Annotated in this window: 25 protein-coding genes; 18 read left to right on the forward strand and 7 right to left on the reverse strand. The window is 73.1% G+C overall.

The window, feature by feature from the left end; genetic code table 11:
- Positions 1 to 81 precede the first annotated feature (81 nt).
- The 9 genes from ABT092_RS07535 (at position 82) to ABT092_RS07580 (ending at position 10,784) form a co-directional block, all read left to right on the forward strand.
- The gene (locus tag ABT092_RS07535) at positions 82 to 1,719 is read left to right on the forward strand and encodes a peptide ABC transporter substrate-binding protein (protein WP_351240855.1); all 1,638 of its coding nucleotides are present in this window, start codon (positions 82 to 84) and stop codon (positions 1,717 to 1,719) included.
- Positions 1,720 to 1,818: 99 nt separating this feature from the next.
- A complete protein-coding gene (locus tag ABT092_RS07540) occupies positions 1,819 to 2,742 on the forward strand; it encodes an ABC transporter permease (RefSeq protein ID WP_351240857.1) in 924 nt (307 codons plus the stop codon).
- Positions 2,735 to 3,712, forward strand: coding sequence for an ABC transporter permease (locus ABT092_RS07545; protein WP_351240859.1), 978 nt, complete (start codon positions 2,735 to 2,737; stop codon positions 3,710 to 3,712). The genes ABT092_RS07540 and ABT092_RS07545 overlap by 8 nt, the downstream gene beginning before the upstream one ends.
- A 13-nt stretch (positions 3,713 to 3,725) precedes the next feature.
- Complete coding sequence (locus ABT092_RS07550; protein WP_351240861.1) at positions 3,726 to 4,700, forward strand: ABC transporter ATP-binding protein; 975 nt, start codon at positions 3,726 to 3,728, stop codon at positions 4,698 to 4,700.
- A gap of 67 nt (positions 4,701 to 4,767) precedes the next feature.
- Positions 4,768 to 5,865 (forward strand): ABC transporter ATP-binding protein, encoded by a 1,098-nt coding sequence (locus ABT092_RS07555; protein WP_351240971.1) that lies wholly within the window; start codon positions 4,768 to 4,770, stop codon positions 5,863 to 5,865.
- 1,064 nt (positions 5,866 to 6,929) lie between these two features.
- On the forward strand, positions 6,930 to 7,124 hold the full coding sequence (locus ABT092_RS07565; RefSeq protein ID WP_351240863.1) for a hypothetical protein: 195 nt from the start codon (positions 6,930 to 6,932) through the stop codon (positions 7,122 to 7,124).
- Between the two features lie 222 nt (positions 7,125 to 7,346).
- Positions 7,347 to 8,309: an N-acetyl-1-D-myo-inositol-2-amino-2-deoxy-alpha-D-glucopyranoside deacetylase gene (mshB, locus tag ABT092_RS07570; RefSeq protein WP_351240865.1), complete on the forward strand. Its 963-nt coding sequence runs from the start codon at positions 7,347 to 7,349 to the stop codon at positions 8,307 to 8,309.
- Positions 8,306 to 8,758: a DUF6113 family protein gene (locus ABT092_RS07575; protein WP_351240867.1), complete on the forward strand. Its 453-nt coding sequence runs from the start codon at positions 8,306 to 8,308 to the stop codon at positions 8,756 to 8,758. Before mshB ends, ABT092_RS07575 begins: the two co-directional genes overlap by 4 nt.
- 199 nt (positions 8,759 to 8,957) lie before the next feature.
- Positions 8,958 to 10,784, forward strand: a complete 1,827-nt coding sequence (locus ABT092_RS07580) for a hypothetical protein (protein ID WP_351240869.1) — start codon at positions 8,958 to 8,960, stop codon at positions 10,782 to 10,784.
- Between the two features lie 69 nt (positions 10,785 to 10,853).
- On the opposite strand, the gene ABT092_RS07585 is transcribed toward ABT092_RS07580, so the two are convergent.
- Both ABT092_RS07585 and ABT092_RS07590 read right to left on the reverse strand, forming a co-directional pair.
- Positions 10,854 to 11,708 carry a transglutaminase-like and tetratricopeptide repeat-containing protein gene (locus tag ABT092_RS07585; protein ID WP_502968403.1) on the reverse strand — a complete coding sequence of 285 codons (855 nt, stop codon included), beginning with the start codon at positions 11,706 to 11,708 and terminating at the stop codon, positions 10,854 to 10,856.
- Positions 11,705 to 12,733: a GNAT family N-acetyltransferase gene (locus ABT092_RS07590; protein WP_351240973.1), complete on the reverse strand. Its 1,029-nt coding sequence runs from the start codon at positions 12,731 to 12,733 to the stop codon at positions 11,705 to 11,707. Before ABT092_RS07590 ends, ABT092_RS07585 begins: the two co-directional genes overlap by 4 nt.
- Positions 12,734 to 12,873: 140 nt before the next feature.
- On the opposite strand from ABT092_RS07590, the gene fdxA reads away from it, so the two are divergent.
- Both fdxA and dapC read left to right on the forward strand, forming a co-directional pair.
- On the forward strand, positions 12,874 to 13,194 hold the full coding sequence (fdxA, locus tag ABT092_RS07595) for a ferredoxin (protein WP_351240873.1): 321 nt from the start codon (positions 12,874 to 12,876) through the stop codon (positions 13,192 to 13,194).
- Between the two features lie 125 nt (positions 13,195 to 13,319).
- The gene (gene dapC / locus ABT092_RS07600) at positions 13,320 to 14,423 is read left to right on the forward strand and encodes a succinyldiaminopimelate transaminase (RefSeq protein ID WP_351240875.1); all 1,104 of its coding nucleotides are present in this window, start codon (positions 13,320 to 13,322) and stop codon (positions 14,421 to 14,423) included.
- 64 nt (positions 14,424 to 14,487) lie between these two features.
- On the opposite strand, the gene ABT092_RS07605 is transcribed toward dapC, so the two are convergent.
- Both ABT092_RS07605 and ABT092_RS07610 read right to left on the reverse strand, forming a co-directional pair.
- The gene (locus ABT092_RS07605; RefSeq protein ID WP_351240877.1) at positions 14,488 to 14,853 is read right to left on the reverse strand and encodes an ATP-binding protein; all 366 of its coding nucleotides are present in this window, start codon (positions 14,851 to 14,853) and stop codon (positions 14,488 to 14,490) included.
- Positions 14,854 to 15,159: 306 nt separating this feature from the next.
- A complete protein-coding gene (locus ABT092_RS07610) occupies positions 15,160 to 16,134 on the reverse strand; it encodes a heavy metal transporter (protein WP_502968399.1) in 975 nt (324 codons plus the stop codon).
- Between the two features lie 98 nt (positions 16,135 to 16,232).
- Here ABT092_RS07610 and dapE point away from each other — a divergent pair, with 98 nt between their 5' ends.
- Positions 16,233 to 17,366 (forward strand): succinyl-diaminopimelate desuccinylase, encoded by a 1,134-nt coding sequence (gene dapE / locus ABT092_RS07615; RefSeq protein WP_351240879.1) that lies wholly within the window; start codon positions 16,233 to 16,235, stop codon positions 17,364 to 17,366.
- Between the two features lie 109 nt (positions 17,367 to 17,475).
- Positions 17,476 to 18,225, forward strand: a complete 750-nt coding sequence (locus ABT092_RS07620; protein WP_351240881.1) for an LOG family protein — start codon at positions 17,476 to 17,478, stop codon at positions 18,223 to 18,225.
- Between the two features lie 39 nt (positions 18,226 to 18,264).
- On the opposite strand, the gene folP is transcribed toward ABT092_RS07620, so the two are convergent.
- Positions 18,265 to 19,125 carry a dihydropteroate synthase gene (gene folP / locus ABT092_RS07625; protein ID WP_351240883.1) on the reverse strand — a complete coding sequence of 287 codons (861 nt, stop codon included), beginning with the start codon at positions 19,123 to 19,125 and terminating at the stop codon, positions 18,265 to 18,267.
- 163 nt (positions 19,126 to 19,288) lie between these two features.
- Between folP and ABT092_RS07630 the strand changes: the two genes are divergently transcribed.
- Positions 19,289 to 19,690 (forward strand): DivIVA domain-containing protein, encoded by a 402-nt coding sequence (locus tag ABT092_RS07630; RefSeq protein ID WP_351240885.1) that lies wholly within the window; start codon positions 19,289 to 19,291, stop codon positions 19,688 to 19,690.
- Positions 19,687 to 20,295: a DNA-3-methyladenine glycosylase I gene (locus ABT092_RS07635; protein ID WP_351240887.1), complete on the forward strand. Its 609-nt coding sequence runs from the start codon at positions 19,687 to 19,689 to the stop codon at positions 20,293 to 20,295. The genes ABT092_RS07630 and ABT092_RS07635 overlap by 4 nt, the downstream gene beginning before the upstream one ends.
- 16 nt (positions 20,296 to 20,311) lie before the next feature.
- Here ABT092_RS07635 and chcB read toward each other — a convergent pair whose 3' ends face one another.
- Positions 20,312 to 21,115, reverse strand: a complete 804-nt coding sequence (chcB, locus tag ABT092_RS07640) for a 2-cyclohexenylcarbonyl CoA isomerase (protein WP_351240889.1) — start codon at positions 21,113 to 21,115, stop codon at positions 20,312 to 20,314.
- 351 nt (positions 21,116 to 21,466) lie between these two features.
- Here chcB and ABT092_RS07645 point away from each other — a divergent pair, with 351 nt between their 5' ends.
- Entirely contained in the window at positions 21,467 to 21,634 is a 168-nt protein-coding gene (locus tag ABT092_RS07645) for a DUF3117 domain-containing protein (protein WP_003966491.1), read from the forward strand.
- Positions 21,635 to 21,804: 170 nt separating this feature from the next.
- Here ABT092_RS07645 and ABT092_RS07650 read toward each other — a convergent pair whose 3' ends face one another.
- Positions 21,805 to 22,461, reverse strand: a complete 657-nt coding sequence (locus ABT092_RS07650) for an O-methyltransferase (RefSeq protein WP_351240977.1) — start codon at positions 22,459 to 22,461, stop codon at positions 21,805 to 21,807.
- A gap of 206 nt (positions 22,462 to 22,667) precedes the next feature.
- On the opposite strand from ABT092_RS07650, the gene sigE reads away from it, so the two are divergent.
- Entirely contained in the window at positions 22,668 to 23,435 is a 768-nt protein-coding gene (gene sigE, locus ABT092_RS07655; protein ID WP_351240891.1) for an RNA polymerase sigma factor SigE, read from the forward strand.
- A complete protein-coding gene (locus tag ABT092_RS07660) occupies positions 23,432 to 24,379 on the forward strand; it encodes an anti-sigma factor family protein (RefSeq protein WP_351240893.1) in 948 nt (315 codons plus the stop codon). The genes sigE and ABT092_RS07660 overlap by 4 nt, the downstream gene beginning before the upstream one ends.
- The last annotated feature ends 89 nt before the right edge of the window (positions 24,380 to 24,468 follow it).

A 24,468-nucleotide genomic window follows, 5' to 3' on the forward strand; every position in this document is an offset into this window, starting at 1 on the left:
GATGGGCTGAATGTGCGGAATGCGAAGAGTGAGGTGATATTTGGGCCTACGTGAACAGCGAACCTGATGAGGAGGCACTCCATGCGTGGAGTCAGGCGCGCCCCCTGGGTCGCGGCAGCGACCGCCGTCGCCCTGGCGGCGACGGCGACCGGCTGCGGGGGAGGCGACGGCGACGGCGGTGGCGGCAGCGGCTCCGGGATCGTGAGTTCCTCCTGGGGGGACCCGCAGAACCCGCTGGAGCCGGCCAACACCAACGAGGTGCAGGGCGGCAAGGTGCTGGACATGATCTTCCGCGGCCTCAAGCGCTACAACCCCGAGACGGGCGCCGCGGAGGACATGCTCGCGGAGAAGATCGAGACCTCCGACTCGCAGAACTTCACCGTCACCGTCAAGGACGGCTGGAAGTTCAGCAACGGCGAGGCGGTCACCGCGCAGTCCTTCGTGGACGCGTGGAACTACGGCGCGAGCCTGAAGAACAACCAGAAGAACGCGTACTTCTTCGGCTACATCGAGGGCTACGACAAGGTCCACCCGGACTCCGGGGAACAGAGCGCCGACACCCTCTCGGGGCTGAAGGTCGTGGACCCCAGGACGTTCACCGTCAAGCTCAACCAGAAGTTCTCGACCTTCCCCGACACCCTCGGGTACGCCGCCTTCTCCCCGTTGCCCCGCGCCTTCTTCGACGACCACGCCACCTGGCTGAGCAAGCCGGTGGGCAACGGCCCGTACTCCGTCGACTCCTACACCCGGGGCTCCCAGATGTCCCTGCGGGCCTGGGCCGACTACCCGGGCGACGACAAGGCCGAGAACGGCGGGATCGACCTCAAGGTCTACACCGACAACAACACCGCCTACACCGACCTCATCGCCGGCAACCTCGACCTGGTGGACGACATCCCCGCCGCCCAGTTGGGCAACGTCGGCGCCGACCTCGGGGACCGGTACATCAACACCCCTGCGGGCATCATCCAGACCCTGGCCTTCCCCTTCTACGACTCCGCCTGGTCCGATCCCCAGGTGCTGAAGGTCCGCCAGGGGCTCTCCCGGGCGATCGACCGCAACCAGATCACGGAGACGATCTTCCACAAGACCCGGACTCCGGCCACCGACTGGACCTCCCCGGTCCTCGGCGAGGACGGCGGCTTCCAGGACGGGCTCTGCGGGGACTCCTGCACCTACGACCCGGCCGCCGCCAAGAAGCTGGTCGAGGAGGGCGGCGGGCTCCCCGGCGGGCAGGTGAAGATCTCGTACAACGCCGACACCGGCTCCCACAAGGAGTGGGTGGACGCCGTGTGCAACTCCATCAACAACGCCCTGGGCAACAGCCGCGCCTGCGTCGGCAACCCCATCGGCACCTTCGCGGACTTCCGCAACCAGATCACCGAGAGCAAGATGTCCGGGCCGTTCCGCGCCGGCTGGCAGATGGACTACCCGCTCATCCAGAACTTCCTCCAACCGCTCTACTACACCAACGCCTCCTCGAACGACGGCAAGTGGTCCAACACGGACTTCGACCGACTCGTCAACCAGGCCAACGCGGAGACCGACCAGGCCAAGGCCGTCCAACTGTTCCAGGAGGCCGAAGGCGTGGTCCGGGACAACATGGCCGCCATTCCGCTCTGGTACCAGAACGGCAGCGCCGGCTACTCGCAGCGGGTCTCCAACGTGAAGCTGAACCAGTTCAGCGTGCCCGTCTACAACGCGATCAAGGTCAGCTGACACCGGCCGGCCCGGCCCGCGCCCCCCGGGCGCACCGTCGCCACCCGCGTCGGTGCGCGCCCGGGGCCCACCCGGACACCACGACCCCCGGAGCGGTTCATGGGACGCTATGTGATCCGGCGTCTGCTACAGATGATCCCCGTCTTCATCGGCGCCACCCTGCTGATCTTCCTGATGGTCAACGTGATGGGCGACCCCATCGCGGGCCTGTGCGGTCAGCGCGCCTGCGACCCGGCGACCGCCGCCCAGTTGGAGAAGGAGTTCGGCCTCGACAAGCCCCTGGTGCAGCAGTACCTCACCTACATGGGCAACGTCTTCACCGGCGACTTCGGCACCGCCTTCAACGGGCAGCCGGTCACCGAACTGATGGCCTCCGCCTTCCCGGTCACCATCCGGCTGACGATCGTGGCGATCGTCTTCGAGATCGTCATCGGCATCTCCCTGGGCGTGGTCACCGGTCTGCAACGGGGCCGCCCCGTCGACACCGGAGTGCTGGTCCTCACCCTGATCGTGATTTCGGTGCCCACCTTCGTCACCGGTCTGCTGCTCCAACTGCTCCTCGGCGTCGAGTGGGGCTGGATCCGCCCCTCGGTCTCCCCGGAGGCGCCCTTCGACGAGCTGATCCTCCCCGGTCTGGTCCTCGCCTCGGTCTCCCTCGCGTACGTCACCCGGCTCACCCGCACCTCCATCGCGGAGAACCGGCGCGCCGACTACGTGCGCACCGCCGTCGCCAAGGGCCTGCCCCGGCGCCGCGTGGTGACCCGGCACCTGCTCCGCAACTCGCTGATCCCGGTGATCACCTTCATCGGCACCGACATCGGCGCCCTGATGGGCGGGGCGATCGTCACCGAGCGCATCTTCAACATCCACGGCGTCGGCTACCAGCTCTACCAAGGCATCCTCCGCCAGAACACCCAGACGGTGGTCGGCTTCGTGACGGTCCTGGTCCTCGTCTTCCTGGTGGCGAACCTGCTCGTCGACCTGCTGTACGCCGTACTCGACCCGAGGATCCGCTATGCCTGAGCAACCGCCCGACGACACGGCGATCGCCTCGACCGGCGCCGGCGGTGCGATGGACCTCGCCACCGCCGAGGGGGAGACGCTGGAGCGCACCCCCGGCGGCCCGCTCGGTACCGGCCCCACCGGCAAACCGCGTTCCCTGTGGTCCGACGCCTGGCACGACCTGCGGCGCAACCCGGTCTTCCTGATCTCCGGGCTGGTCATCCTCTTCCTCGTCTTCATCTCGCTCTGGCCCGGCGCCATCGCCTCCGGCGACCCCCTCAGCTGCAACCTGGCCGACGCGCAGAAGGGCTCCGAACCGGGGCACCCCTTCGGCTTCAACGGCCAGGGCTGCGACGTGTACACCCGGACCGTGTACGGGGCGCGGACCTCCGTCACCGTCGGTGTGTGCGCCACCCTGGGGGTCGCCCTCCTCGGCTCCGTCCTCGGCGGACTGGCCGGGTTCTTCGGCGGGGCGTGGGACGCACTGCTCTCCCGACTCACCGACATGTTCTTCGCCATCCCCGTCGTCCTCGGCGGCCTGGTGCTGCTCTCCGTCGTCACCAGCAACACCGTCTGGCCCGTCATCGGCTTCATGGTGCTGCTCGGCTGGCCGCAGATCTCCCGGATCGCCCGCGGCTCCGTCATCACGGCCAAGCAGAACGACTACGTGCAGGCGGCCCGCGCCCTCGGCGCCTCCAACTCCCGCATGCTGCTGCGCCACATCACCCCCAACGCGGTGGCCCCCGTCATCGTCGTCGCGACCATCGCCCTGGGCACCTACATCTCCCTGGAAGCCACCCTGTCCTACCTCGGTGTCGGACTGAAACCGCCCACCGTCTCCTGGGGCATCGACATCTCCGCCGCCTCCCCGTACGTCCGCAACGCCCCGCACGCACTGCTCTGGCCCGCCGGGGCCCTGGCCGTCACCGTGCTCGCGTTCATCATGCTCGGCGACGCGGTGCGCGACGCCCTCGACCCCAAGCTGCGCTGAGGAGGCCACCGCGATGCTGCTGGACGTCCGCGACCTACGAGTGGAGTTCCGGACCCGGGACGGCGTCGCCCGGGCGGTCAACGGGGTCAGCTACACCGTCGACGCCGGACAGACGCTGGCCGTGCTGGGCGAGTCGGGGTCCGGGAAGTCGGTGACCGCGCAGGCGATCATGGGCATCCTCGACACCCCGCCGGGCCGGATCACCGGCGGCGAGGTCCTCTTCCGGGGCGAGGACCTGCTGAAGCTCAAGGAGGAGGCCCGCCGCAAGGTCCGCGGCGCCGGCATGGCCATGATCTTCCAGGACGCCCTGTCCTCGCTCAACCCGGTACTGACGGTGGGGGAACAGCTCGGCGAGATGTTCCGGGTGCACCGGGGGCTGTCCCGCAAGGACGCCCGGGCCAAGGCCGTCGAACTCATGGACCGGGTCAAGATCCCGGCCGCCGCCGAGCGCGTCACCCAGTACCCGCACCAGTTCTCGGGCGGCATGCGGCAGCGCATCATGATCGCGATGGCGCTGGCCCTGGAGCCGGACCTGATCATCGCGGACGAGCCGACCACGGCGCTGGACGTGACAGTGCAGGCCCAGGTGATGGACCTGCTCGCGGAGCTCCAGCGCGAGTACACCATGGGCCTCATCCTGATCACCCACGACCTGGGCGTGGTGGCGGACGTGGCGGACAAGATCGCGGTGATGTACGCCGGCCGCATCGTGGAGACCGCACCCGTCCACGACATCTACAAGGCCCCGGCCCACCCCTACACCAAGGGGCTGCTGGAATCGATCCCGCGCCTGGACCAGAAGGGCCGCGAGCTCTTCGCCATCAAGGGCCTGCCCCCCAACCTCACCCGCATCCCCTCCGGCTGTGCCTTCCACCCCCGCTGCCCGATGGCCCAGGACGTGTGCCGCACCGACGAACCGCCGCTGGCCGAGGTGTCCGCCGAACGCCGCAGCGCCTGCCACTTCTGGAGGGAGACGCTCCGTGGCTGACTCGGTCACCCCCACCGAACCCCCCGCGTCCGCGGCCGAGGAACGGGTCGAGGCGCTCGACGCCCCCGTGGCCCGCGGCGAACCGATCCTGGAGGTGCGGGGACTGGTCAAGCACTTCCCGCTCACCCAGGGCATCCTGTTCAAGAAGCAGGTGGGTGCCGTCAAGGCGGTCGACGGCGTCGACTTCGACCTGTACCAGGGCGAGACGCTGGGCATCGTGGGCGAGTCCGGCTGCGGCAAGTCCACCGTCGCCAAGACCCTCGTCCACCTCGAACGCCCCACCGCCGGGGTCATCAAGTACAAGGGCCAGGACATCACCACGTTGTCCGGGCGGGCGTTGAAGGCGGTGCGGCGGAACATCCAGATGGTGTTCCAGGACCCGTACACCTCGTTGAACCCGCGGATGACGGTCGGTGACATCATCGGGGAGCCGTTCGACATCCATCCGGAGGTGGCGCCCAAGGGCGACCGCCGTCGCCGGGTCCAGGAGCTGCTGGACGTGGTCGGCCTCAACCCGGAGTACATCAACCGGTACCCGCACCAGTTCTCCGGCGGTCAGCGCCAGCGCATCGGCATCGCCCGCGGCCTCGCCCTCAACCCCGAGATCATCATCGCCGACGAGCCGGTGTCGGCCCTCGACGTCTCGGTGCAGGCCCAGGTGATCAACCTCCTGGACCGGTTGCAGAGCGAGTTCAACCTCTCCTACATCTTCATCGCCCACGACCTGTCGATCGTCCGGCACATCTCTGACCGGGTCGGCGTGATGTACCTCGGCAAGATCGTGGAACTCGGTACCGACACCGAGATCTACGACCACCCGACCCACCCCTACACCCAGGCCCTGCTCTCCGCCGTCCCGGTCCCCGACCCGGACGCACGGGAACACCGGGAACGCGTCATCCTCACCGGTGACGTGCCCTCGCCGGCCAACCCGCCCTCCGGTTGCCGCTTCCGCACCCGCTGTTGGAAGGCCCAGGAACGCTGCGCACTGGAGGTCCCGCTGCTGGCGGTGCCCGCGGAGTTCCGGTACGCCCCGGGCCCGGCGGCCCACGCCTCCGCCTGCCACTTCGCGGAGGAGAAACGGGTGGTCCCACCGGAATCCCGGGAGGACGAGCCTCCCGAGGCGCCCCCGGACCCGGCCGACCCGCCCGCCGAGGACCGTTAACACCCCGGCAACTCCCCCGCCACGGCGCCGATACGCGGCCGCGACAGGCTGCACGTCGTACGGCCGTGCGGGTGCCGTAGACCGGCCGGGGAGCACACACCATGACGCCCCGGTCGGTCCCCGCCCGCCTCGGCCCGAGCACCCGCGCGCACCAGCGGCGACGACCGGTGCGGTGCGTCCCGGAGGGCAACGCCCCGGTGCCCCGCGGCAGTCCGCGACGACCCCGGCGAACCCGCTGAGTTCGGGTACGCATTCTGCGCCGAGAGCACCCTTCGTCCGTCCGGTCCGGGATACGGATCCAGCAGTACGGACAGGGGGCCATCATGCGGTGTTCACCTCGGATGGACCCTTCGGGCCCGGTCGGCGCGGCTGCTCGGAGGGGGGAGCGGGACGGCGCACGTGGTTCTTCGCGTGCCCCCCTCCGTGAGGATCACGCGCGGGGCGAGAACCCGCGGTGCGCACGCCGTGCGGAGCGCCCTCCACCGCACGGGCCGGGTGCCGGCCGTCCGGCGCGGGGAGTCCGCGGGCGCTGCCGGGTGCCCGGCTCCGTGGTGGAGGCCCGTCCGGAGCGGGCGAAAACCGCCAACTCCGCGGCGGCGCCCCCGATGGGGTCGACGGTGCCGTTCCCGGCCACCCGGTCGCGTTCGCGACGTGCCTGCTCAACGGGGGCCACGTGCGCCGGGGTGTCCGACGGCGACGCCACCGGTAGAGGCGACCGCGCGTGCGGCACCTGCCGGAACGTCACGTACCCGGAGAACATTCGTTCCGATCGGTGCCGGTTCGGGGCCGCGGAAAAATGACGCGATCCCCGTCTGGTGACACCGTGGAGGTCTGGGGTGCACCCAGGGTGAACCGTCGGGTGCGGGCATACTGACGGAGGAAGGGCAGGGGCTCGGAGGCCATCCGACGGGCACGGGACGCAATGCGCCCCCCTGTGCTGCCGTGAGCCGACCTTGTGCGATCCCTGCGATCACGCGGAAAGTTATGATCCGTAACGCAAGGTGGGTACCAACCCGGGTGTCCGACGCTCGTATCCGTGACGGTCTTTTAGGAGGTGAACCGCCGTGGCACTCTCGATTTCGGCGGCGCTGCTGCTGGCGATCATCGTCTTCATCCTGATCAAGAAGTCGGGACTGAAGGGCGGTCACGCCGTCATCTGCATGCTGCTCGGCTTCTACCTCGCCAGCTCCTCGATCGCCCCGACGATCACCGAGGTCACCTCGAACGTCGCGGGCATGATCGGCGACATCAACTTCTAACACTTTCCCGCACCGCGCGACCTGTCTCCCCGGTGGGGGAGACGGCCCCCTTCGCACGGGGTGCGGAGCACGGCGCGCGCGGTCTTCCAGGCCGTGCGCGCCGGGAGCACGGGGACGAGCGGGGCGCACGCCAGCGCAGTTGATCGCATCAGGATCACAACAAGATCCACCAACCCCACCGTTCTCCCCTCGGCGGCCGGCCGGTCCTCGTAGGCTGTCCACATGATGGAACTGCCCGCCCGGCGCCTGCTGCTCGTGCACGCGCACCCCGACGACGAGTCGATCACCAACGGGGCCACCATGGCCAAGTACGCGGCCGAAGGCGCCCGCGTGACCCTGGTCACCTGCACCCTCGGCGAGGAGGGCGAGGTCATCCCACCCGACCTGGCCCGGCTCACCGCCGACCGCGAGGACGCCCTCGGCGCCCACCGCGTGGGGGAGCTTGCGGCGGCCATGAAGGCACTGGGCGTACACGATCATCGTTTCCTCGGCGGACCCGGCCGCTACCGCGACTCCGGGATGATGGGCCTGCCCCAGAACCGTCGCGAGGGCTCCTTCTGGAGCGCCGACCTCGACGAGGCCGCGGCCCACCTCGTGGAGGTCATCCGCGAGGTCCGCCCCCAGGTCCTGGTCACCTACGACCCGGACGGCGGCTACGGGCACCCCGACCACATCAAGGCCCACCGGGTCGCCGTCCGTGCCGCCGAGCTCGCCGCCGAACGCGCCTACCGCCGCGACCTCGGCGAGCCGCACACCATCGAGAAGGTCTACTGGAACCGGGTGCCCCGCTCCGTGGTCGAGGAGGGCTTCGCCCGACTCGACCGGGCCCTGCCCGACCTGCCCTTCCCCCGGGCGGCGTCCGTGGACGACGTGCCCGGCGTGGTGGCCGACGAGCGGATCACCACCGTCATCGACGGCAGCGCCCACGCCGACGAGAAGGCCGCGGCGATGGCCGCCCACGCCACCCAGGTCGACGTCAGCGGCCCCTGGTTCGCCCTCTCCAACCAGCTCGCCCAACCGCTCTTCGCCGTCGAGTACTTCGAACTCGTGCGGGGCACCCCGGTCGGCACCCCGGAGACCGACCTCTTCGCCGGCCTCGCCCCCGCCCGGCCCCCGCGCGCCGCCGACACCATCGGCGCACCCCGCGCGGGCGGCACCGCCGACGAAGGGGCCGCGGCCCGATGAGCGCCACCCCCGGCGACGCCGCCCCCACCGGGCGCGCCGCGACGGCCGACCTCCCCGGCGGGTTCCTGCTCCAGGGCCCGCCGTCCGCCGGCCGGATCGCCGCCTACCTGCTGCTGTTCGTCCTCGGGCTGCTGATCGGCGGCGCCGGCTCGCTCGTCCAAGGCGCCTGGTTCCCCGGGGGGTTGCTGCTCGCGCTCCTCGGCACGGGCGGGCTGTTCCTGGGCGGCGGCCGTGCGGTCGGCACCCGGGGCGGGGCGGTCGCGCCCGCCGCCGGCTGGCTCGTCGCCGTCATCCTGCTCACCTCCAGCCGGCCGGAGGGGGACTTCCTCTACGCGACCGGCGCCGGCACCTACGTGTACCTGCTCGGCGGGATCGCCCTCGCTGTGATGTGCGCCACCCTCGTGCGGTCGGTGCAACCGGGCAGCGCTCCCGCCCGACTTGGCAAGTGACGTACCGGTTCGCCACCGCGGCGGACCGGGCCGCCATAGCACGGGAGAGCGGATGCGGTACGGGATTCCCCCGTGGCCGCAGCCGCGTGTCGGCGGTGGCCAGTAAGGTGGTGCGCGCCGCCGAACTACCCCAACCCACGACGGGGGAAACCCCGAGTGAGGTCGAGTCGGGCGGTGGAGCCAACCGGGAGAACCTGCCTTGAGTCGTGAAACTGACAGTTCGTCCTCCGGGCCGCACGGGCGCGGAGGAGCCGCCTACCCGTCGGGGACGCCGCCGTACGGCAGCGCCCCCGCGGCCGGAGCGGGCGAGCGCCCAAGTGCCGACGCCTCCGCAGAGGACCGCAAGACCGAGACGACCCTGACCACCCGGGTCCGCATCAACATCCCCGGGTCCCGGCCGATCCCCCCGGTCGTCATGCGCACACCGGTCGCCGAATCCGAGGGGGCCCCGCCGGCGGAGGCCGACACCGGCGCCGTCCGGCGGCCCGGTGCGCCCGACCCGGCCGCCGTCCCGCCGCCCCCCGTCCCGGGGGCTCCGGCCGGAGGGGAGGGGGAGCCGGACAAGGCCAGTGCGTGGTTCGCGCCCCGCAAGCCGTCGGCGCCGCGCCCCGGTCCGGGCGGGACCCCCGCGAACGGGACCCCCGTGCCCCAGGGCCCGACCGCCCCGCCGGGGGTCGGCGCCGCAGCGGCACCCACCGTCACGGGCGGCGGAACCCTGGGCGGGCTGCCCGTCGGCGGCCCCCAGGACACCCACGGTGACCTGCCGTACTTCACCCCCGGCGCGCCGCCCGCCGCCCCGCAGGGCCCCACGGCCCCGGGCGGGGCGCCCCGGATGAGCGACGACACCGCCATCCTCACCCCGCAGCAGCCGGTGCCCGCACCGCCCGCCGGCCCCGGCACCCCCGTGGGCGCGCCCACGGCCACCCCCGGCGGCAACGTCGTGGGCCCGACCCTCACCAGCGGTCTGCCCGTGGTGCCGCCGCCCGGCATCGCCGACGCCTTCCCGGACGACGGCCCCGACGCCCGCGAGGGCGACCGGCCCGCCCCGGCACCGAAGGCCCCGGCGAAGCCCGCCAAGAAGAAGGGCCGCAGCAAGCTCGTCCTCCTGGGCGGCCTGGTCGTCTTCGCCGCCGCCGGCACCTACGGCGCCGGTCTGTTGCTCAACCACTCCGACGTGCCCAAGGGCACCACCGTGCTCGGCGTGGACATCGGCGGCGGCACCCGTGACGACGCCGTCAAGAAACTCGACGCGGCGCTCGGCGAGCGGCTCGCCAAGCCGCTCCGGCTCTCCGTCGACGGCCGGACCGTGCAACTCCGCCCCGACCAGGCGGGCCTGACCTTCGACGCGGACGCCACCGTGGCCTCCGCGGCCGGCGGCGACTACCACCCGGTCTCGGTGGTCACCTCCCTGTTCGGGGAGAAGCGGGTGGTCTCCCCGTCCATGCCGGTGGACACCGAGAAGCTCCAGGTCCAGTTGGAACGGGCGGTCGGGGCCGGCAGCGGCTCCGGCGAGGGCACCATCCGCTTCGAGAAGGGCAAGGCGGTCGCCGTCTACGGCAAGCCCGGCAAGGGCGTCGACGTCAAGGGCTCGATGCCCGCCGTGGAGGAGGCGTACCGCAAGCAGGTCGAGACCGGGCAGTCCGCTCCCGTGCGGCTCGCCGTCACCGAGCAGGAGCCCTCGATCAGCCGGGCCGAGGTCGACCGGATGATGAAGGAGTTCGCCGAGCCGGCGATGTCCGGGAACGTCACGATCACCGCGGGAACGGCGGCCATCCCCTTCGGCCCCGAGGTGTCCCTGCCCCAGATCATCGGCGTCAAGGCGATCAACGGGAAGCTGGTCGACACCTATGACCAAGCGGCCCTGAAGAACCTGTACGGCGGCACCTTCGACGGCGTCCTGATCACCCGGGGCACCGGTGAGAAGACACCGGTCACCCCCCAGGACGTCGCCGCGGCCCTGAAGCAGGCGCTCACCGGCAAGACGGAGGCCGAGCGCACCGTGGCCATCCCGCTGGACCCGTCCTGACGGACCGCTCCGAGGCACTGTCCGGCCCGTGAACCGCTCTCGTCCGAGCGGTTCACGGGCCGGACGCCGCTAGTTCAACCGGGCCCGCGCCGCCCGGGCCTCGCCGCGCACCTGCTCGGCGGCGGTGGTGTCCACCGCCGCCACCACCTCGGCGTACGCCTCCAGTTCGGCGGCCCCCCGCAGGAAGTCCCCGCGCCGCACCAGCACCTGGGCCCGCTCGTGGCGCAGGCGGGCCGGGTGCGAGGGCAGCGCCAGGGCCAGGTCGATGGCCCACAGCGTCACGTCGGAGCGCTCCGGGCGGGCCTCGGCCCACGCCCGGATGTTGTTCAGCACGCGCACCACGGTCTCCAACGGGTCGGCCGGCCGCAGCACTTCGGGATCGAGCGGCGCCCCGCTCGCCCGGAGCACCAGGGACTGCGCGTCAGCCTCGGACAACACCCGTCCACCGTCGAACGGATCGACGAGCACCTGCTCCCCGGGTGCCCCGAAACCCACCACGAAGTGGCCCGGCAGGGCCACCCCGTACACCGGTGCCCCCGCCCGGCGGGCCACCTCCAGCCACACCACCGACAACAGGATCGGCAGACCCCTGCGACGCTCCAGCACCATGTGCAACAGCGAGGACTCCAGCCGCTGGTAGTCCGAGGGATCGCCGCGGAAGCCGTACCGACCGCCGAGGAGTTCGGCCAGTGCGTGCGCCCAGGCGGCGGGGTCGCCCGGACGGTACGGCACCTCACCGGCCAACCGGTCCAGCTCCGCCTGCGAGGCGTCCAGCGCCGCCTCCCCGCCGGCCGCGAACGCCGCATCGGCCTCCGCGCCGACGAGCAGGCACAGCACGGCCAGATCGGGTCGCTCCGCCCGCGCCTCCGCGGCGAACCTCCGTCGCCACCAGGTGTCCCGCACGTGTCCGCCCGCCCGCCTCAGGCGCCCGCGGGCGCCCGGTAGTGGTGATACGCGTGATGGGGGGTGAAGCCCATCCGCCCGTACATCGCCAGGGCGGGCCCGTTGTCCGCCTCCACCTGGAGCCAGGCCGCCGAGGCGCCCTCCGAGAGCGCCTGGCCCGCCAGTGCGGCCATCACGGCCGTGCCCAGTCCCCGCCGTCGGGCCCGGGGCGCCACCTCGACGGCCATGAACCCCGCCCACCGGCCGTCCACCACGCAGCGCCCGATCGCCAGCGGGGGCTCGTCGAGGGCGCCGTCCACCGAGGCGAACCACACCGAAGGGCCGGCCGCGAGCACCGCCCGCACCTCGGGTCCGGGCTCGCGGAAGCGCTGGTACCGGCCCAACCAGCCCTCGTCGAAGCCCCGCGCCAGCCGGACCCGCGCACCGGGGTCCTCCGGGGCCCCCGGGTCGGGGGCGGCGGCGGCCAGCGGCGCCAACGGGGCGATCCGCACCTCCGCGGAGACCTCCCGGAGCCAACCGCGCTCCGCCAGGGCGGCGCACAACTCCTCCTGCGCCCCGCGTGCGCCGGTGGCAGTCTGGAGGTAGGCGGGCAAGCCGCGCCCCGCGTACCACCGGCGCACCCGGGCGAGGGCCTCGTCCAGCGGCAGGCCCGGATCGCCCAGCGGGAGGACCGAGTTGGCCCGGCGGGTGAAACCGCCGGCCGCCCGCAACTGCCAGTCGCCGAGCCGCTCGCTCTCCACCGGTTGCCAGGCCCGGGCGGCCACCCGGGCGAGTTCCGGGTGGTCCGCGGCCGGGCCGCGCCGGCGGGCCGGCGCGGCCGGCACCACCTTGCCCGCTACCAGGGCGGTGGCGTCGACGTGCACCACCTCCCCGGTCCGCCGGGTGATGCTGAGCACACCCCCGTCCCAGGATGTGAGAACGCCGACCGTGTCGGTGAACTTCGCGGCGTCGTCCGTCGCCCGGTGGACCCGCCGAACGGAGACGCGTTTGCCCACGTCAGCCGGGCTGATGCGGATCTCCAGCAATCCTCGTGCGCCGAATTCCACGGTTCTGTCCACCCCTCCTGTTCGGATCATGCCCCAGAACGGAGATACTAGGTGCGGGCATCGACGACGCCGCGCTCCCGCGCGCCAGGCGGCGGAGCCTACGGAGGCCCGCCAGCGCCCTATCGAGGAGGAACGACAGCGTGACCTACGTCATCGCGCAGCCTTGTGTCGACGTCAAGGACAAGGCGTGCATCGAGGAGTGCCCGGTCGACTGCATCTACGAGGGCTCCCGGTCCTTGTACATCCACCCGGACGAATGCGTCGACTGCGGTGCCTGCGAGCCGGTGTGCCCGGTCGAGGCGATCTTCTACGAGGACGACACCCCGGACGAGTGGAAGGACTACTACAAGGCGAACGTCGAGTTCTTCGACGAGCTGGGCTCCCCCGGCGGTGCGAGCAAGCTCGGCCTGATCGAGCGCGACCACCCGTTCGTCGCCGCGCTCCCGCCGCAGAACCAGTAGGCGGCACCAGCAAGCGGCACGGTCCCGTGCGTCATCCGGTCCCGTACGGCAGCCGCCGTGCGGGACCGCGGTGTCGGTGGGGCCCGACGCCCCTCCCACCCGCTCCGCAGAAAGCGATCCGCACCGTGTCCGCGACCGAAGCGCCCGTCGACCGTCTCCCCGCCTTCCCCTGGGACAGGCTGGAGCCCTACAAGGCCACCGCCGCGGCCCACCCGGACGGTCTCGTCGACCTCTCCGTCGGCACCCCGGTGGACCCGGTGCCGGAGTTGATCCAGAAGGCCCTGGTCGCCGCGGCCGACTCGCCGGGCTACCCGACGGTCTGGGGCACCCCGGAGCTGCGCGACGCGCTCACCGGCTGGTGCGAGCGGCGGCTCGGCGCCCGCGGCATGACCCACCGGGGCGTGCTGCCGGTCGTCGGCTCCAAGGAACTCGTCGCCTGGCTCCCCACCCACCTGGGCCTGGGCCCCGGCGACCGGATCGCCTACCCCCGCCTGGCGTACCCCACCTACGAGGTCGGCGCCCGACTCGCCCGGGCCGTGCCGGTCACCTACGACGACCCGCGCGACCTCGACCCCACCGACCTCAAGCTGCTGTGGCTCAACTCCCCGTCCAACCCGACCGGGCGGGTGCTGTCGCGCACCGAACTCGCCGAGGTCGTGGCCTGGGCCCGGGCCCACGGCGTCCTGGTGTTCTCCGACGAGTGCTACCTGGAGCTGGGCTGGGAGGCCGACCCGGTGTCGGTGCTGCACCCCGATGTGTGCGGGGACTCCCACACCGGCCTGGTGGCCGTGCACTCGTTGTCCAAGCGCTCCAACCTGGCCGGGTACCGGGCCGCGTTCATCGCCGGTGACGAGGCCGTGCTCGGCCCGCTGCTCCAACTGCGCAAGCACGGCGGGATGATGACCCCCGCCCCCACCCAGGCCGCGGTGGTCGCCGCACTGGCCGACGACGCGCACGTGGCGGAGCAGCGCGAGCGCTACCTCGCCCGTCGGGCCGCGCTCCGCCCCGCGCTGGAGGCCCACGGCTTCCGCATCGACCACAGCGAGGCGAGCCTGTACCTGTGGGCCACCCGCGACGAACCCTGCTGGGACACCGTCGCCCACCTGGCGGCGCTGGGCGTCCTCGCGGCCCCCGGCGACTTCTACGGCGAGGCGGGCGCCCGCCACGTGCGGATCGCCCTGACCGCGACCGACGAGCGGATCGCCGCCGCCGTCGCCCGACTCGCCTGACGCACGGGAGCCCGGGGCGCGCATCCCGCGCCCCGGGCCCCGTCTCCTCCCGGGCCGGCGACCGTCAGCCGAGCGGCAGACCGCTCTTGCCGGCGGTGAGCCCGCCGAGCAGGCCGCCCGCGCCGCCGGTGGCCTTCTGCGCGGCCGGGGCGGCCTTCTTCGCGCCCTTGCCCACGGCCTTGCCGGCCTGGGGGACCGCCTTCTTGACGACCTTGCTGCCGGTGTTCCCGGCGACCCCGGTGGTGTTGGTCGTCGCCCCGTCCACGGTCTCGGCGACCTGGGCGCTGTCGAGCGCACCGAGGCCGCTGACGGGCGTGTTCATCGGGAGGTCCACCGCGCTCGCGGAGCCGGCCGCACCGACCACGGGCGCCGCTCCCGCCGCCACGAGCAGGGCGACACGGGCGATCCGGCGGGACAGGGGGAGGGACATGATGCTCCTTCGGCAGGCGTTCACGTAAGTCCGTCGACCCGGCGGGCCCTCGGACGCCGTGACTACCGAACGGACGCCCCGGGAGGTTGCGGCGACCGAAGGCAAAGAATCGGTAACGCATCGCATAATCCGGTGGACGCACGAACGGGCGCAGGCGAGCCGGAACGGGGCCGTCCAAGGGCGCGGGACCCGGTGTTCCCAAGGGGACCGACCGGTTCCCGGGGCGTGCGCGGGGCGCGGTTGCCGGCCCCCCGTCCGCCCGCCGTCCGAGCCGGTCCGGATCGCCCGCGCGAGTGAAGCGCGGCGCTACTGTCCGGTGACGATTCGGACGCGCGAGAGGTCCGCGCCGCCCACCGCGGGCCAGCGACCGGAGACCGTGCCGGGGGTCCACCGCCGTCCCGCGTAGGTCACCTCCTCGATGCCGAGCGCCGCCGCGTTGGCGACCGCCCAGTGCGCCAGCTCCCATCCCCGCTGCCGTACGCCGGCCGTGCCGCCGGGCCCGTCCGACACCGGGAGGACCACCTCCCGCGCGCCCGGCTCCGCCGGCGCGGGGGAGGGCGCGGCGGACCCGCCGCCCGCCCCCGGCACCTCTGCGCCCGCCGGCGCCAGCGCCTCCTGGCCGAAGTCCCGCACCAGCGCGGCCCGCACCCCGGCCGGCGAGCCCTTCGCCCGCACCCCGCCGTCGGCGCACGTCAAGGTGGCCTCGGAGCGTCCGGTGAGGGCCGCCGCCAGCAGGGTGGCGTCCGGCTCGTGCTTCGCGTACGCCTGGGGGTACCCGCTGCGCTGCACCCGCTGCGCGGCGACCGTCAGCGGCAGCCGCGAGTAGCCCGGAACCGCCTCCAGGTGCTCGTAGAACTCCGCCGAGGCGTACACCGGGTCCGTGATCTGTTCCGCGGTGCCCCACCCCTGGGAGGGCCGCTGTTGGAACAGGCCGAGCGAATCCCGGTCGCCGTGCTCGATGTTGACCAGCGCCGACTCCTGGAGTGCGGTGGCCAGCGCGATCGTCACCGCCCGCTCGGGCATCCCGAGGGCGGTCCCGACCGCGGCGACGGTCGCCGCGTTCACCGCCTGCTCGGAGGAGAACCGGTACGCCGCGCCGTCGCCCTTGCCCGACACCACGGTGCAGTACGCGCCGCCCCGGCCGCCGCTCGCCTGGTGCACCGCCAGGTAACCGGCCAGCGCGGCCAGCACGGTCACCGCCACCCCGAGGCGGGCCGGACGGCGGCGGCGCGGGGCACGGCGCCGGCCGGGACGATCAGGGGCAACAGGGGCGTCGAACACGCGCCCACCGTACCCGGCGGGGGAGCGCACCCCCAGATCCCGTGCGCCCCTCGCACCGTCCGCCGGGGCCGGGAGCCCGGGCACTAGGGTGGGGGTCCATGGACCGCACCCCTGCTGACCGCCCCGCCGACACCGCCCGCCCGCTCGGGGAAGCACCCCGCACCGCCCTCGACCTGGACCAGGACGCCGCGCTGCTCACCGCCCAACTCGTCGACTTCCCGTCCGAGAGCGGCACCGAGGAGCCGCTCGCCGACGCCATCGAGACGGCCCTGCGCGAGCTGCCGCACCTGACGGTCCACCGGTACGGCAACAACGTGATCGCGCGCACCGAACTGGGCCGCGCCGAGCGGGTGGTGCTCGCGGGCCACATCGACACCGTCCCCATCGCGGAGAACGTCCCCTCCCGGCTCGACGAGGAGGGCGTGCTGTGGGGGTGCGGCACCTGCGACATGAAGTCGGGCGTCGCCGTCCAACTGCGGATCGCCCGCACCGTCCCCGTACCCAACCGCGACCTCACCTTCGTGTTCTACGACAACGAGGAGGTCGCCGCGGAGCGGAACGGACTGCGGCACGTGGCCGAGGCCCACCCGGAGTGGCTGGAGGCCGACTTCGCGGTCCTGCTGGAGCCCTCCGACCAGCAGGTCGAGGGCGGCTGTCAGGGCACCCTGCGGGTGCTGCTGCGCACCCGGGGCGAACGCGCCCACTCCGCCCGCTCCTGGCTGGGCTCCAACGCGATCCACGCCGCCGCCCCGATCCTGGCCCGGCTCGCCGCCTACCAGCCGCGGTACCCGATCATCGACGGCCTGGAGTACCGCGAGGGACTCAACGCCGTCCGCATCGAGGGCGGGGTGGCCGGCAACGTCATCCCGGACCTCTGCACCGTCGCCGTGAACTTCCGCTACGCCCCCGACCGCAGCGAGGAGGAGGCCCTCGCCCACGTGCGGGAGGTGTTCGCCGACTGCGGGGTGGACGAGTTCGTGGTGGACGACCACAGCGGGGCCGCCATGCCCGGGCTCTCCCACCCCGCGGCACGGGCCTTCATCGAGGCGGTGGGCGGCACCCCGATGCCCAAGTACGGCTGGACGGACGTCTCCCGGTTCAGCGCGCTGGGGGTGCCCGCGGTGAACTACGGACCGGGCAATCCGCACCTGGCGCACAAGCGGGACGAACGCGTGCACACCGGGAAGATCCTGGCGGCCGAGGACCGGCTGCGGGGCTGGCTCACCGCCTGATCGGGGTGCGCGATCGCACAGCAGTCCCCCGGACACCCGGAATTCCGCCGCCGGTCATCCCCGTGGATCTAGGCTGAAGCAGCAACACCGTCAGCGGAAGGGGAGTTCAATGGGCGTTCCGGAAGCGCAGGGTCCGCCGGAGGAGCAGATCGTCGGCCCCGTGGTGCGCCGTCGAGGCCAGGTCCAGCCCGGCACCACCGACCAGCGGTTGCTGGACACCGGGCAGGACTCCGGGTGGGTGCACACCGATCCGTGGCGGGTCATGCGCATCCAGGCCGAGTTCGTCGAGGGCTTCGGCGCGCTCGCCGAACTCCCGAGCGCCATCAGCGTGTTCGGTTCCGCCCGCACCCGCCCCGGCACCCCCGAGTACGAGGCGGGGGTGCGGATCGGCCACGCCCTGGTGGACGCCGGTTTCGCGGTGATCACCGGTGGCGGCCCGGGGGCCATGGAGGCCGCGAACAAGGGGGCCCGGGAGGCGAAGGGCGTCTCCGTCGGCCTGGGCATCGAACTGCCCTTCGAGCAGGGGCTCAACCCGCACGTCGACATCGGGGTGAACTTCCGCTACTTCTTCGTCCGCAAGACGATGTTCGTGAAGTACGCGCAGGGCTTCGTCGTCCTGCCGGGCGGCTTCGGCACCCTCGACGAGCTCTTCGAGGCGCTCACCCTCGTCCAGACCGGCAAGGTCACCCGGTTCCCGATCGTGCTGTTCGGCTCCGCCTACTGGAACGGGCTGGTCGACTGGCTCCGCGACACCGTGATCGCCAGCGGCAAGGCCGCCGAGAAGGACCTCCTGCTCTTCCACGTCACCGACAGCGTCGAGGAGGCCGTGCAACTGGTCACCAAGGAGATCGCCCGCTGAGGTGCGGCCGCCCCCGGTACGGGCGTCCGTACCGGGAGGTCAGGCCAGCCCCCGCCGGGCGACCGCCGGCGGGCGGTGACCCGCGATGGACGCCACCATGTCGAGCACCTGCCGGGTCTGGGCCACCTCGTGCACCCGGTACACCTGCGCCCCCAGCCAGGCGGACACCGCGGTCGTGGCCAGGGTCCCGATCAACCGCTCCTTGACCGGGCGGTCGAGGGTCTCCCCGACGAAGTCCTTGTTGGACAGCGACACCAGCACCGGCCAGCCGGTCGCCACCATCTCGTCGAGCCGTCGGGTCGCCTCCAGGGAGTGGCGGGTGTTCTTCCCGAAGTCGTGCCCGGGGTCGATGAGCACCGACTCCCGGTCCACCCCGAGCGCCACCGCCCGCTCGGCCAGCCCCACCGTCACGTCGAGGACGTCGGCCATCACGTCCGGGTACTCCACCCGGTGCGGCCGGGTCCGCGGCTCGGCGCCGCCGGCGTGGGTGCACACCAGGCCCGCCCCGTACCGGGCGGCGACCTCCGCCAGGGCGGGGTCGACCCCGCCCCAGGCGTCGTTCAGCAGGTCGGCGCCGGCCTCGCAGACGGCCTCCCCGACCTCGTGCCGCCAGGTGTCCACGCTGATCACCACGTCCGGGAAGCGCCGTCGGACCTCGGCCACGAACCCGACCGTGCGCCGGGCCTCCTCCTCGGTCGTGACCTCCTCGCCCGGGCCGGCCTTCACCCCGCCGATGTCGATGATGGCGGCCCCCTCCTCGACGGCCTGCGCCACCCGCGCCAGCGCGGGCTCGTCCCGGAACGTCGCGCCCCGGTCGTAGAAGGAGTCCGGGGTGCGGTTGACGATCGCCATGATCACCGGCTCGTGCGCCTCGAACGTGCGCTGGCCCAGCCTGAGCATCTGTGGTGTCCCTCCGGTGCGTGCGGCCCGGGCGCGCGTCCGGCCGGGCCGTGGTGCCGTTGATCGTCGCCTGCGACCTTAACCGTCGGTGGCGCATGGCACGATCGGGGCCGACACCTTTCGTGCCGGCTCCGGGCCGGCGACCGGACCTGGGGCCGCCGAGATGGTCATGTTCTTGTTCCTGCTGCTCGCGCTCGTCGTCGTGGTCGGCGCGGTGACGCTCGCCGTGGTGGGGGGCGGCGAGGGCGGGCCCCTGTCCTCGGTGCCGCCCGAGCGGTACGCGCAACCGCTGCCGCCGGACCGTCCGGTGCGGCGCGCGGACGTGGACGCGTTGCGCTTCCCGCTGGCCCTGCGCGGCTACCGGATGGCGGAGGTGGACGAGGCGCTCGGTCGGCTCGGTGCCGAACTCTCCGAACGGGACGCCCGCATCCAGGAATTGGAGGCACGGCTGGCCGGTGCCCGGGCGGCACGCGCCGCCGGCCCGCAGGACCGGCGGCCCGAGGACCCCGCCGACGGGGGCCCCGAAGGGCCGGCCGCCGGCCCGACCCCCGAGGACGCGGCGTGAGCGCCGCGGCCGAGGGCGCGGTCCCCGGCCCGGACGGACGCCCCCGCTGCCCCTGGGGACTCTCCAGTGCCGACTACGTCGCCTACCACGACGAGGAGTGGGGCCGGCCGGTCCACGGCGACGACGCGCTGTTCGAACGGCTGTGCCTGGAGGCGTTCCAATCGGGGCTGTCCTGGATCACCATCCTGCGCCGCCGCGAGGGCTTCCGGCGGGCCTTCGCCGGCTTCTCGATCGAGGCGGTCGCGGCCTTCACCGACGCCGACGCCGAGCGGTTGCTGGGCGATGCGGGGATCATCCGCAACCGCGCCAAGATCGAGGCGACCCTCGCCAACGCCCGGGTCCTCGCCGGTTGGTTCACGGGCGAGCTGGACGCGCTGATCTGGTCCCACGCGCCCGACCCGACCGCCCGTCCGGCCCCCGGCTCGCTCGCCGACGTGCCCGCCGTGACCGACGAGTCCACCGCCCTGGCCAAGGCGCTCAAGGCCCGCGGCCTGCGCTTCGTCGGACCCACCACGGCCTACGCCCTGATGCAGGCGTGCGGGCTGGTCAACGACCACCTCGCGCAGTGCTGGGCGCGCTCCGGCTCGGGCCCCGCCGGCACCTGACGGGCCCGGGCTCGCTTCAGCGGCCGAGGAACCGCGGGGTTCGCTTGTCGACGAAGGCGGCCACGGCGCCGGCGTGGTCCTCGGAGGCACCGGCCCGGCTCTGGAGCTCGTCCTCCTTCTCCAGGGACTGGGCCAGGGTGTGCGACTGGGCGTAGGCCAGCGACTCCTTCAATGCGGCGTAGGCCAGGGTGGGCCCCCCGGCCAGTTCCCGGGCGACCCGCCGGGCCTCGGCGGCCAGGTCGGCGGCCGGGACCACCCGGGTGGCGATGCCCCAGTCGTACGCCTCCCCGGCGGTGATCGGCCGGGGCAGCAGCAGCAGGTCCGCGGCGCGGCCGGGCCCCACCACCCGCGGCAGCGTCCACGAGAGCCCGGAGTCGGCGCTGAGCGCCACCCCGGCGAAGGCCGTGGTGAAGGTCGCGGTGTCGGCGACCACCCGGACGTCCGCCGCCAGGGCGAATCCGAAGCCCGCCCCGGCCGCCACCCCGTTCACCCCCGCGACCACGGGCTTGGCCATCCCGGTCAGCGCCCGCAGGATCGGGTTGTAGTGGTCCCGCACGGTGCGCATGGACCCGCCGTCGCCGGCGGCCCGGCTCGCGGCGAGCGTCGCCACGTGCTCCTTGAGGTCCTGGCCCACGCAGAAGGCGCGGTCGCCGGCGGCGGTCAGCAGCACCGCCCGCACCCCGCCGTCCGCCGCGGCCTCCTCGGCTGCGTCCCGCAGCGCGACCTTGGTCACGGTGTCCAGGGCGTTCATCGCCCCGGGGCGGTTCAGGGTGATCGTCGCGAGTCCGTCGCTCACCTCGTAGAGCACGGTGTCGGCCATGGCGGGTCCTCTCCGAGTGGGGCTCCCGACGGGGCGCGGGGCGACCGGGGAGCGCGGTCCGAGGCCAGCATGACGGAGATCACCGCCCGTCTGCATGTGACCTGCATCAAAGAATCGCGCCCTCCCGACACCTCCGGGGGACGCCGTGGAGCGCCCGGTATCCCGCCCACGTCGCCGAATTGAGTGGTTTTGCGGGCGTGCGTTGCCCAAGCGATGCCGACCGATGTTGGTCATCGGGTCCTGCCATGCGGGATAATGGCCGGGAAGCAATGTGTTCGATGCCGGACGCCCGCCGTGGAAAAGGGAGCGCCGGCGGCTGACGATGAGCTGGTTTCAGGAAGGGGAACGAGCATGGCGGCCATGAAGCCGCGGACGGGTGACGGCCCGCTCGAGGTGACCAAGGAGGGGCGGGGCATCGTCATGCGCGTTCCGCTCGAAGGCGGCGGTCGGCTCGTGGTCGAGCTGACCCCGGACGAGGCCGACGCGCTCGGCGACGCCCTCAAGAAGGTCGTCGGCTGACACTGAGGCCCGGCCTGTGAAGTCTTCCGGTCGCCCCGGCATCGTACGCGGTGCCGGGGCGGCTGTTTGGGCGAAGTCCGTGCCCCGCGCCTGTGGCGTGCGCCACGGCCACCGCGCGGTGCGTACGGTGCGTCCGCGGCGCCCGCACCCGGTGCCTCAGGGGGCGGTGGTCACCGCTTCACCGCGCACAGCAGTCCGTCCCCCACCGGCAGCAGCGAGGGCACCAGGTCCGCGTTCTCCCGCACCCCGCGCACCAACTCGCGCAGCTTGAGCACCTCCGCCGGCTGCGGCCCCGAGTCCACGGTCCGCCCGTCGGCGAAGACCCCCTCGAAGCAGACCAGCCCGCCGGGTCGCAGCAACCGCAGCGACTCTTCGAGGTAGTCGAGGCACTCCAGTCGGTCGCCGTCGCAGAAGACCAGGTCGTAGCCGCTGTCCGCGAGCCGCGGCAACACGTCCAGCGCCCGCCCCGGGATGAACCGGGCCCGGTTGCTGGCGAACCCCGCGAGGCGGAACGCCTGCTTGGCGAACTGCTGGCGCTCCGGCTCCTGGTCCACCGTGGTGAGGACCCCGTCCGGACGCATGCCGTGCAGCAGGTGGATGCCGGAGACCCCGGTGCCGGTGCCGATCTCCGCCACCGCCTTGGCGGCCACCGTCGAGGCCAGCATCCGCAGGGCGGCGCCGGTCGAGGGCGACACCGGGCGCAGCGCGACCTCCCGGGCCCGGTCCCGGGCCCAGTGCAGCGCCTCTTCCTCGGCGACAAAGGCGTCAGCGAACGCCAAGCCCGTCTGCCGGTTGCCGGTAATGACCCTCTCCTGTCCCCCTGGGATGCCTGGCCGTGACTGTATCCGCTGGGGGCGGGAACCCGCAGATGGGACCAGGCGTTATGGAGGGTGGGGGACGAGGTGCGACGCGAATCACGGAACAACGGGGGTCGGGAATGGTTCGAACCGGGCGGCGGGCCCCGACGCATGACCAGAACCACGTACCAAATTCACGTAAAATTGCTTATCCGGAGCTAACGGGCGGGGTGGCTATGGTAGGGGCTCCACTGGACACCACCAGAGCCGACAGGGGAGGTGCGGCTGCGCCTGCGGATAGGGGAGGAGTGCTGCGGCGCCTTCTCAGATCGGTGGGTGAGCCGAAATCCGTGACCTACACCGCTGACCACGCCGACCGCTCCGCCTCGACCGCGACCTTCACCGCCGGCGCGGACGCCCCGGCGTGGACTCCGCCCACCTGGGAGGAGATCGTCAGCACCCACAGCGGTCGCGTCTACCGCCTCGCCTACCGCCTCACGGGCAACCAGCACGACGCCGAGGACCTCACCCAGGAGGTCTTCGTCCGCGTCTTCCGCTCGCTGTCCACGTACTCGCCCGGCACCTTCGAGGGCTGGCTGCACCGCATCACCACCAACCTCTTCCTGGACATGGTGCGCCGCCGGCAGCGCATCCGCTTCGACTCCCTCGGGGACGACGCCGCGGAGCGCCTGCCCAGCCGTGAGCCCTCCCCCCAGCAGGCGTTCAACGACACCCACTTCGACGCCGACGTCCAGCAGGCGCTGGACACCCTCGCGCCGGAGTTCCGTGCCGCCGTGGTCCTCTGCGACATCGAGGGCCTGTCCTACGAGGAGATCGCCGCCACCCTGGGCGTCAAGCTCGGTACGGTCCGCAGCCGTATCCACCGCGGCCGCTCCCAGCTGCGCAAGGCCCTCCAGCACCGGTCCCCGCAGGCCCGCGCCGAGCGGCGCCAGCCCGTGGCCACCGGTGTCCCCGCCCTGGGAGGAGGAGGCGCGTCCGCGTGAGTGGAACACGTCCCACACCCGTCGAGCAGCACCTCGGCGACCGGCTCGCCTCGTTCGTCGACGGCGAGCTGGGCCATGACGCCCGCGACCGCGTCCTCGCCCACCTCGCCACCTGCCCCCGGTGCAAGGCCGAGGCGGACGAGCAGCGCCGGGTGAAGTCCGCCTTCGCGCAGGCCGAGCCACCGCCGCTCTCCGACAGCTTCCTGGCTCGGCTCCAGGGCCTGCCCGGCGGCGGCCTGTCCGCCGGCCCCGTGTTCGAGTCGAGCGGTGACGCCTTCGGCTACGCCGCGGCGCTCCCCGGCGGCCCGGAGACCGGCTTCCGCATCCACCCCGTGGTCCGACCCGAGGGGGAGCGGCCCGCGGTGCGGGGCCGCCGCCGCTTCGCTTTCGCCGCCGCCGGGGCCGTCTCCCTCGCCGCGATCGCCCTCGGCGGGGTCAGCACCATCACCGCACCCGTCGACGGCGGTGACGCCCGGGGCCCCAGCAGCAACAACGTCACCCCCCTGCGCACCCAGGGCGGAGGCGTCCCGGTGGGTGACGCCCAGCGCCGCCGGGCCGCCACCCCGATGCTGGGCCAGCGCACCGGCGGGGCGCTCGCCGCGCCGGTGGCCCCCGCCTCGGTCACCGCACCGCTGCTGCCCGGGGTGCTCCCCCCGGGTCGTTCACTGGCTGCGGTCCAGGCACTGGCCGCGCCGCTGCTCGCGGGCGCCTCGGCGATCTCCCCGTTGCTGCACCCCGTCCCGGCGGTGCGCTCGCCCTTCCCGCTCGTCCCCCCGCCGGATCCCACCGATCCCCTGGGGAAGGTCAACGGTCCCCCCTCCCGGGCCACCCAGGTCGGGAACGGCACGGTCGGCGTCGACGGGCCCCTGCTCGGCATCCCCCGTTCCCCCCGGGCCACAGCCCCCGGACCCACCCCCGCCCCGGGACCCGGCACGCCCCGTTGACCGGGGCACCGAGCCGTCCCGGGGCCACCCCGGGACGGCCGAGCGCTTCAGGGCCGCGACGGGACCTGGTTGAATTCCGCACGGGACGT

Origin of the sequence: Streptomyces sp. NPDC002490 (assembly GCF_040296045.1) — a bacterium.
Classification (GTDB): Bacteria; Actinomycetota; Actinomycetes; order Streptomycetales; family Streptomycetaceae; genus Streptomyces.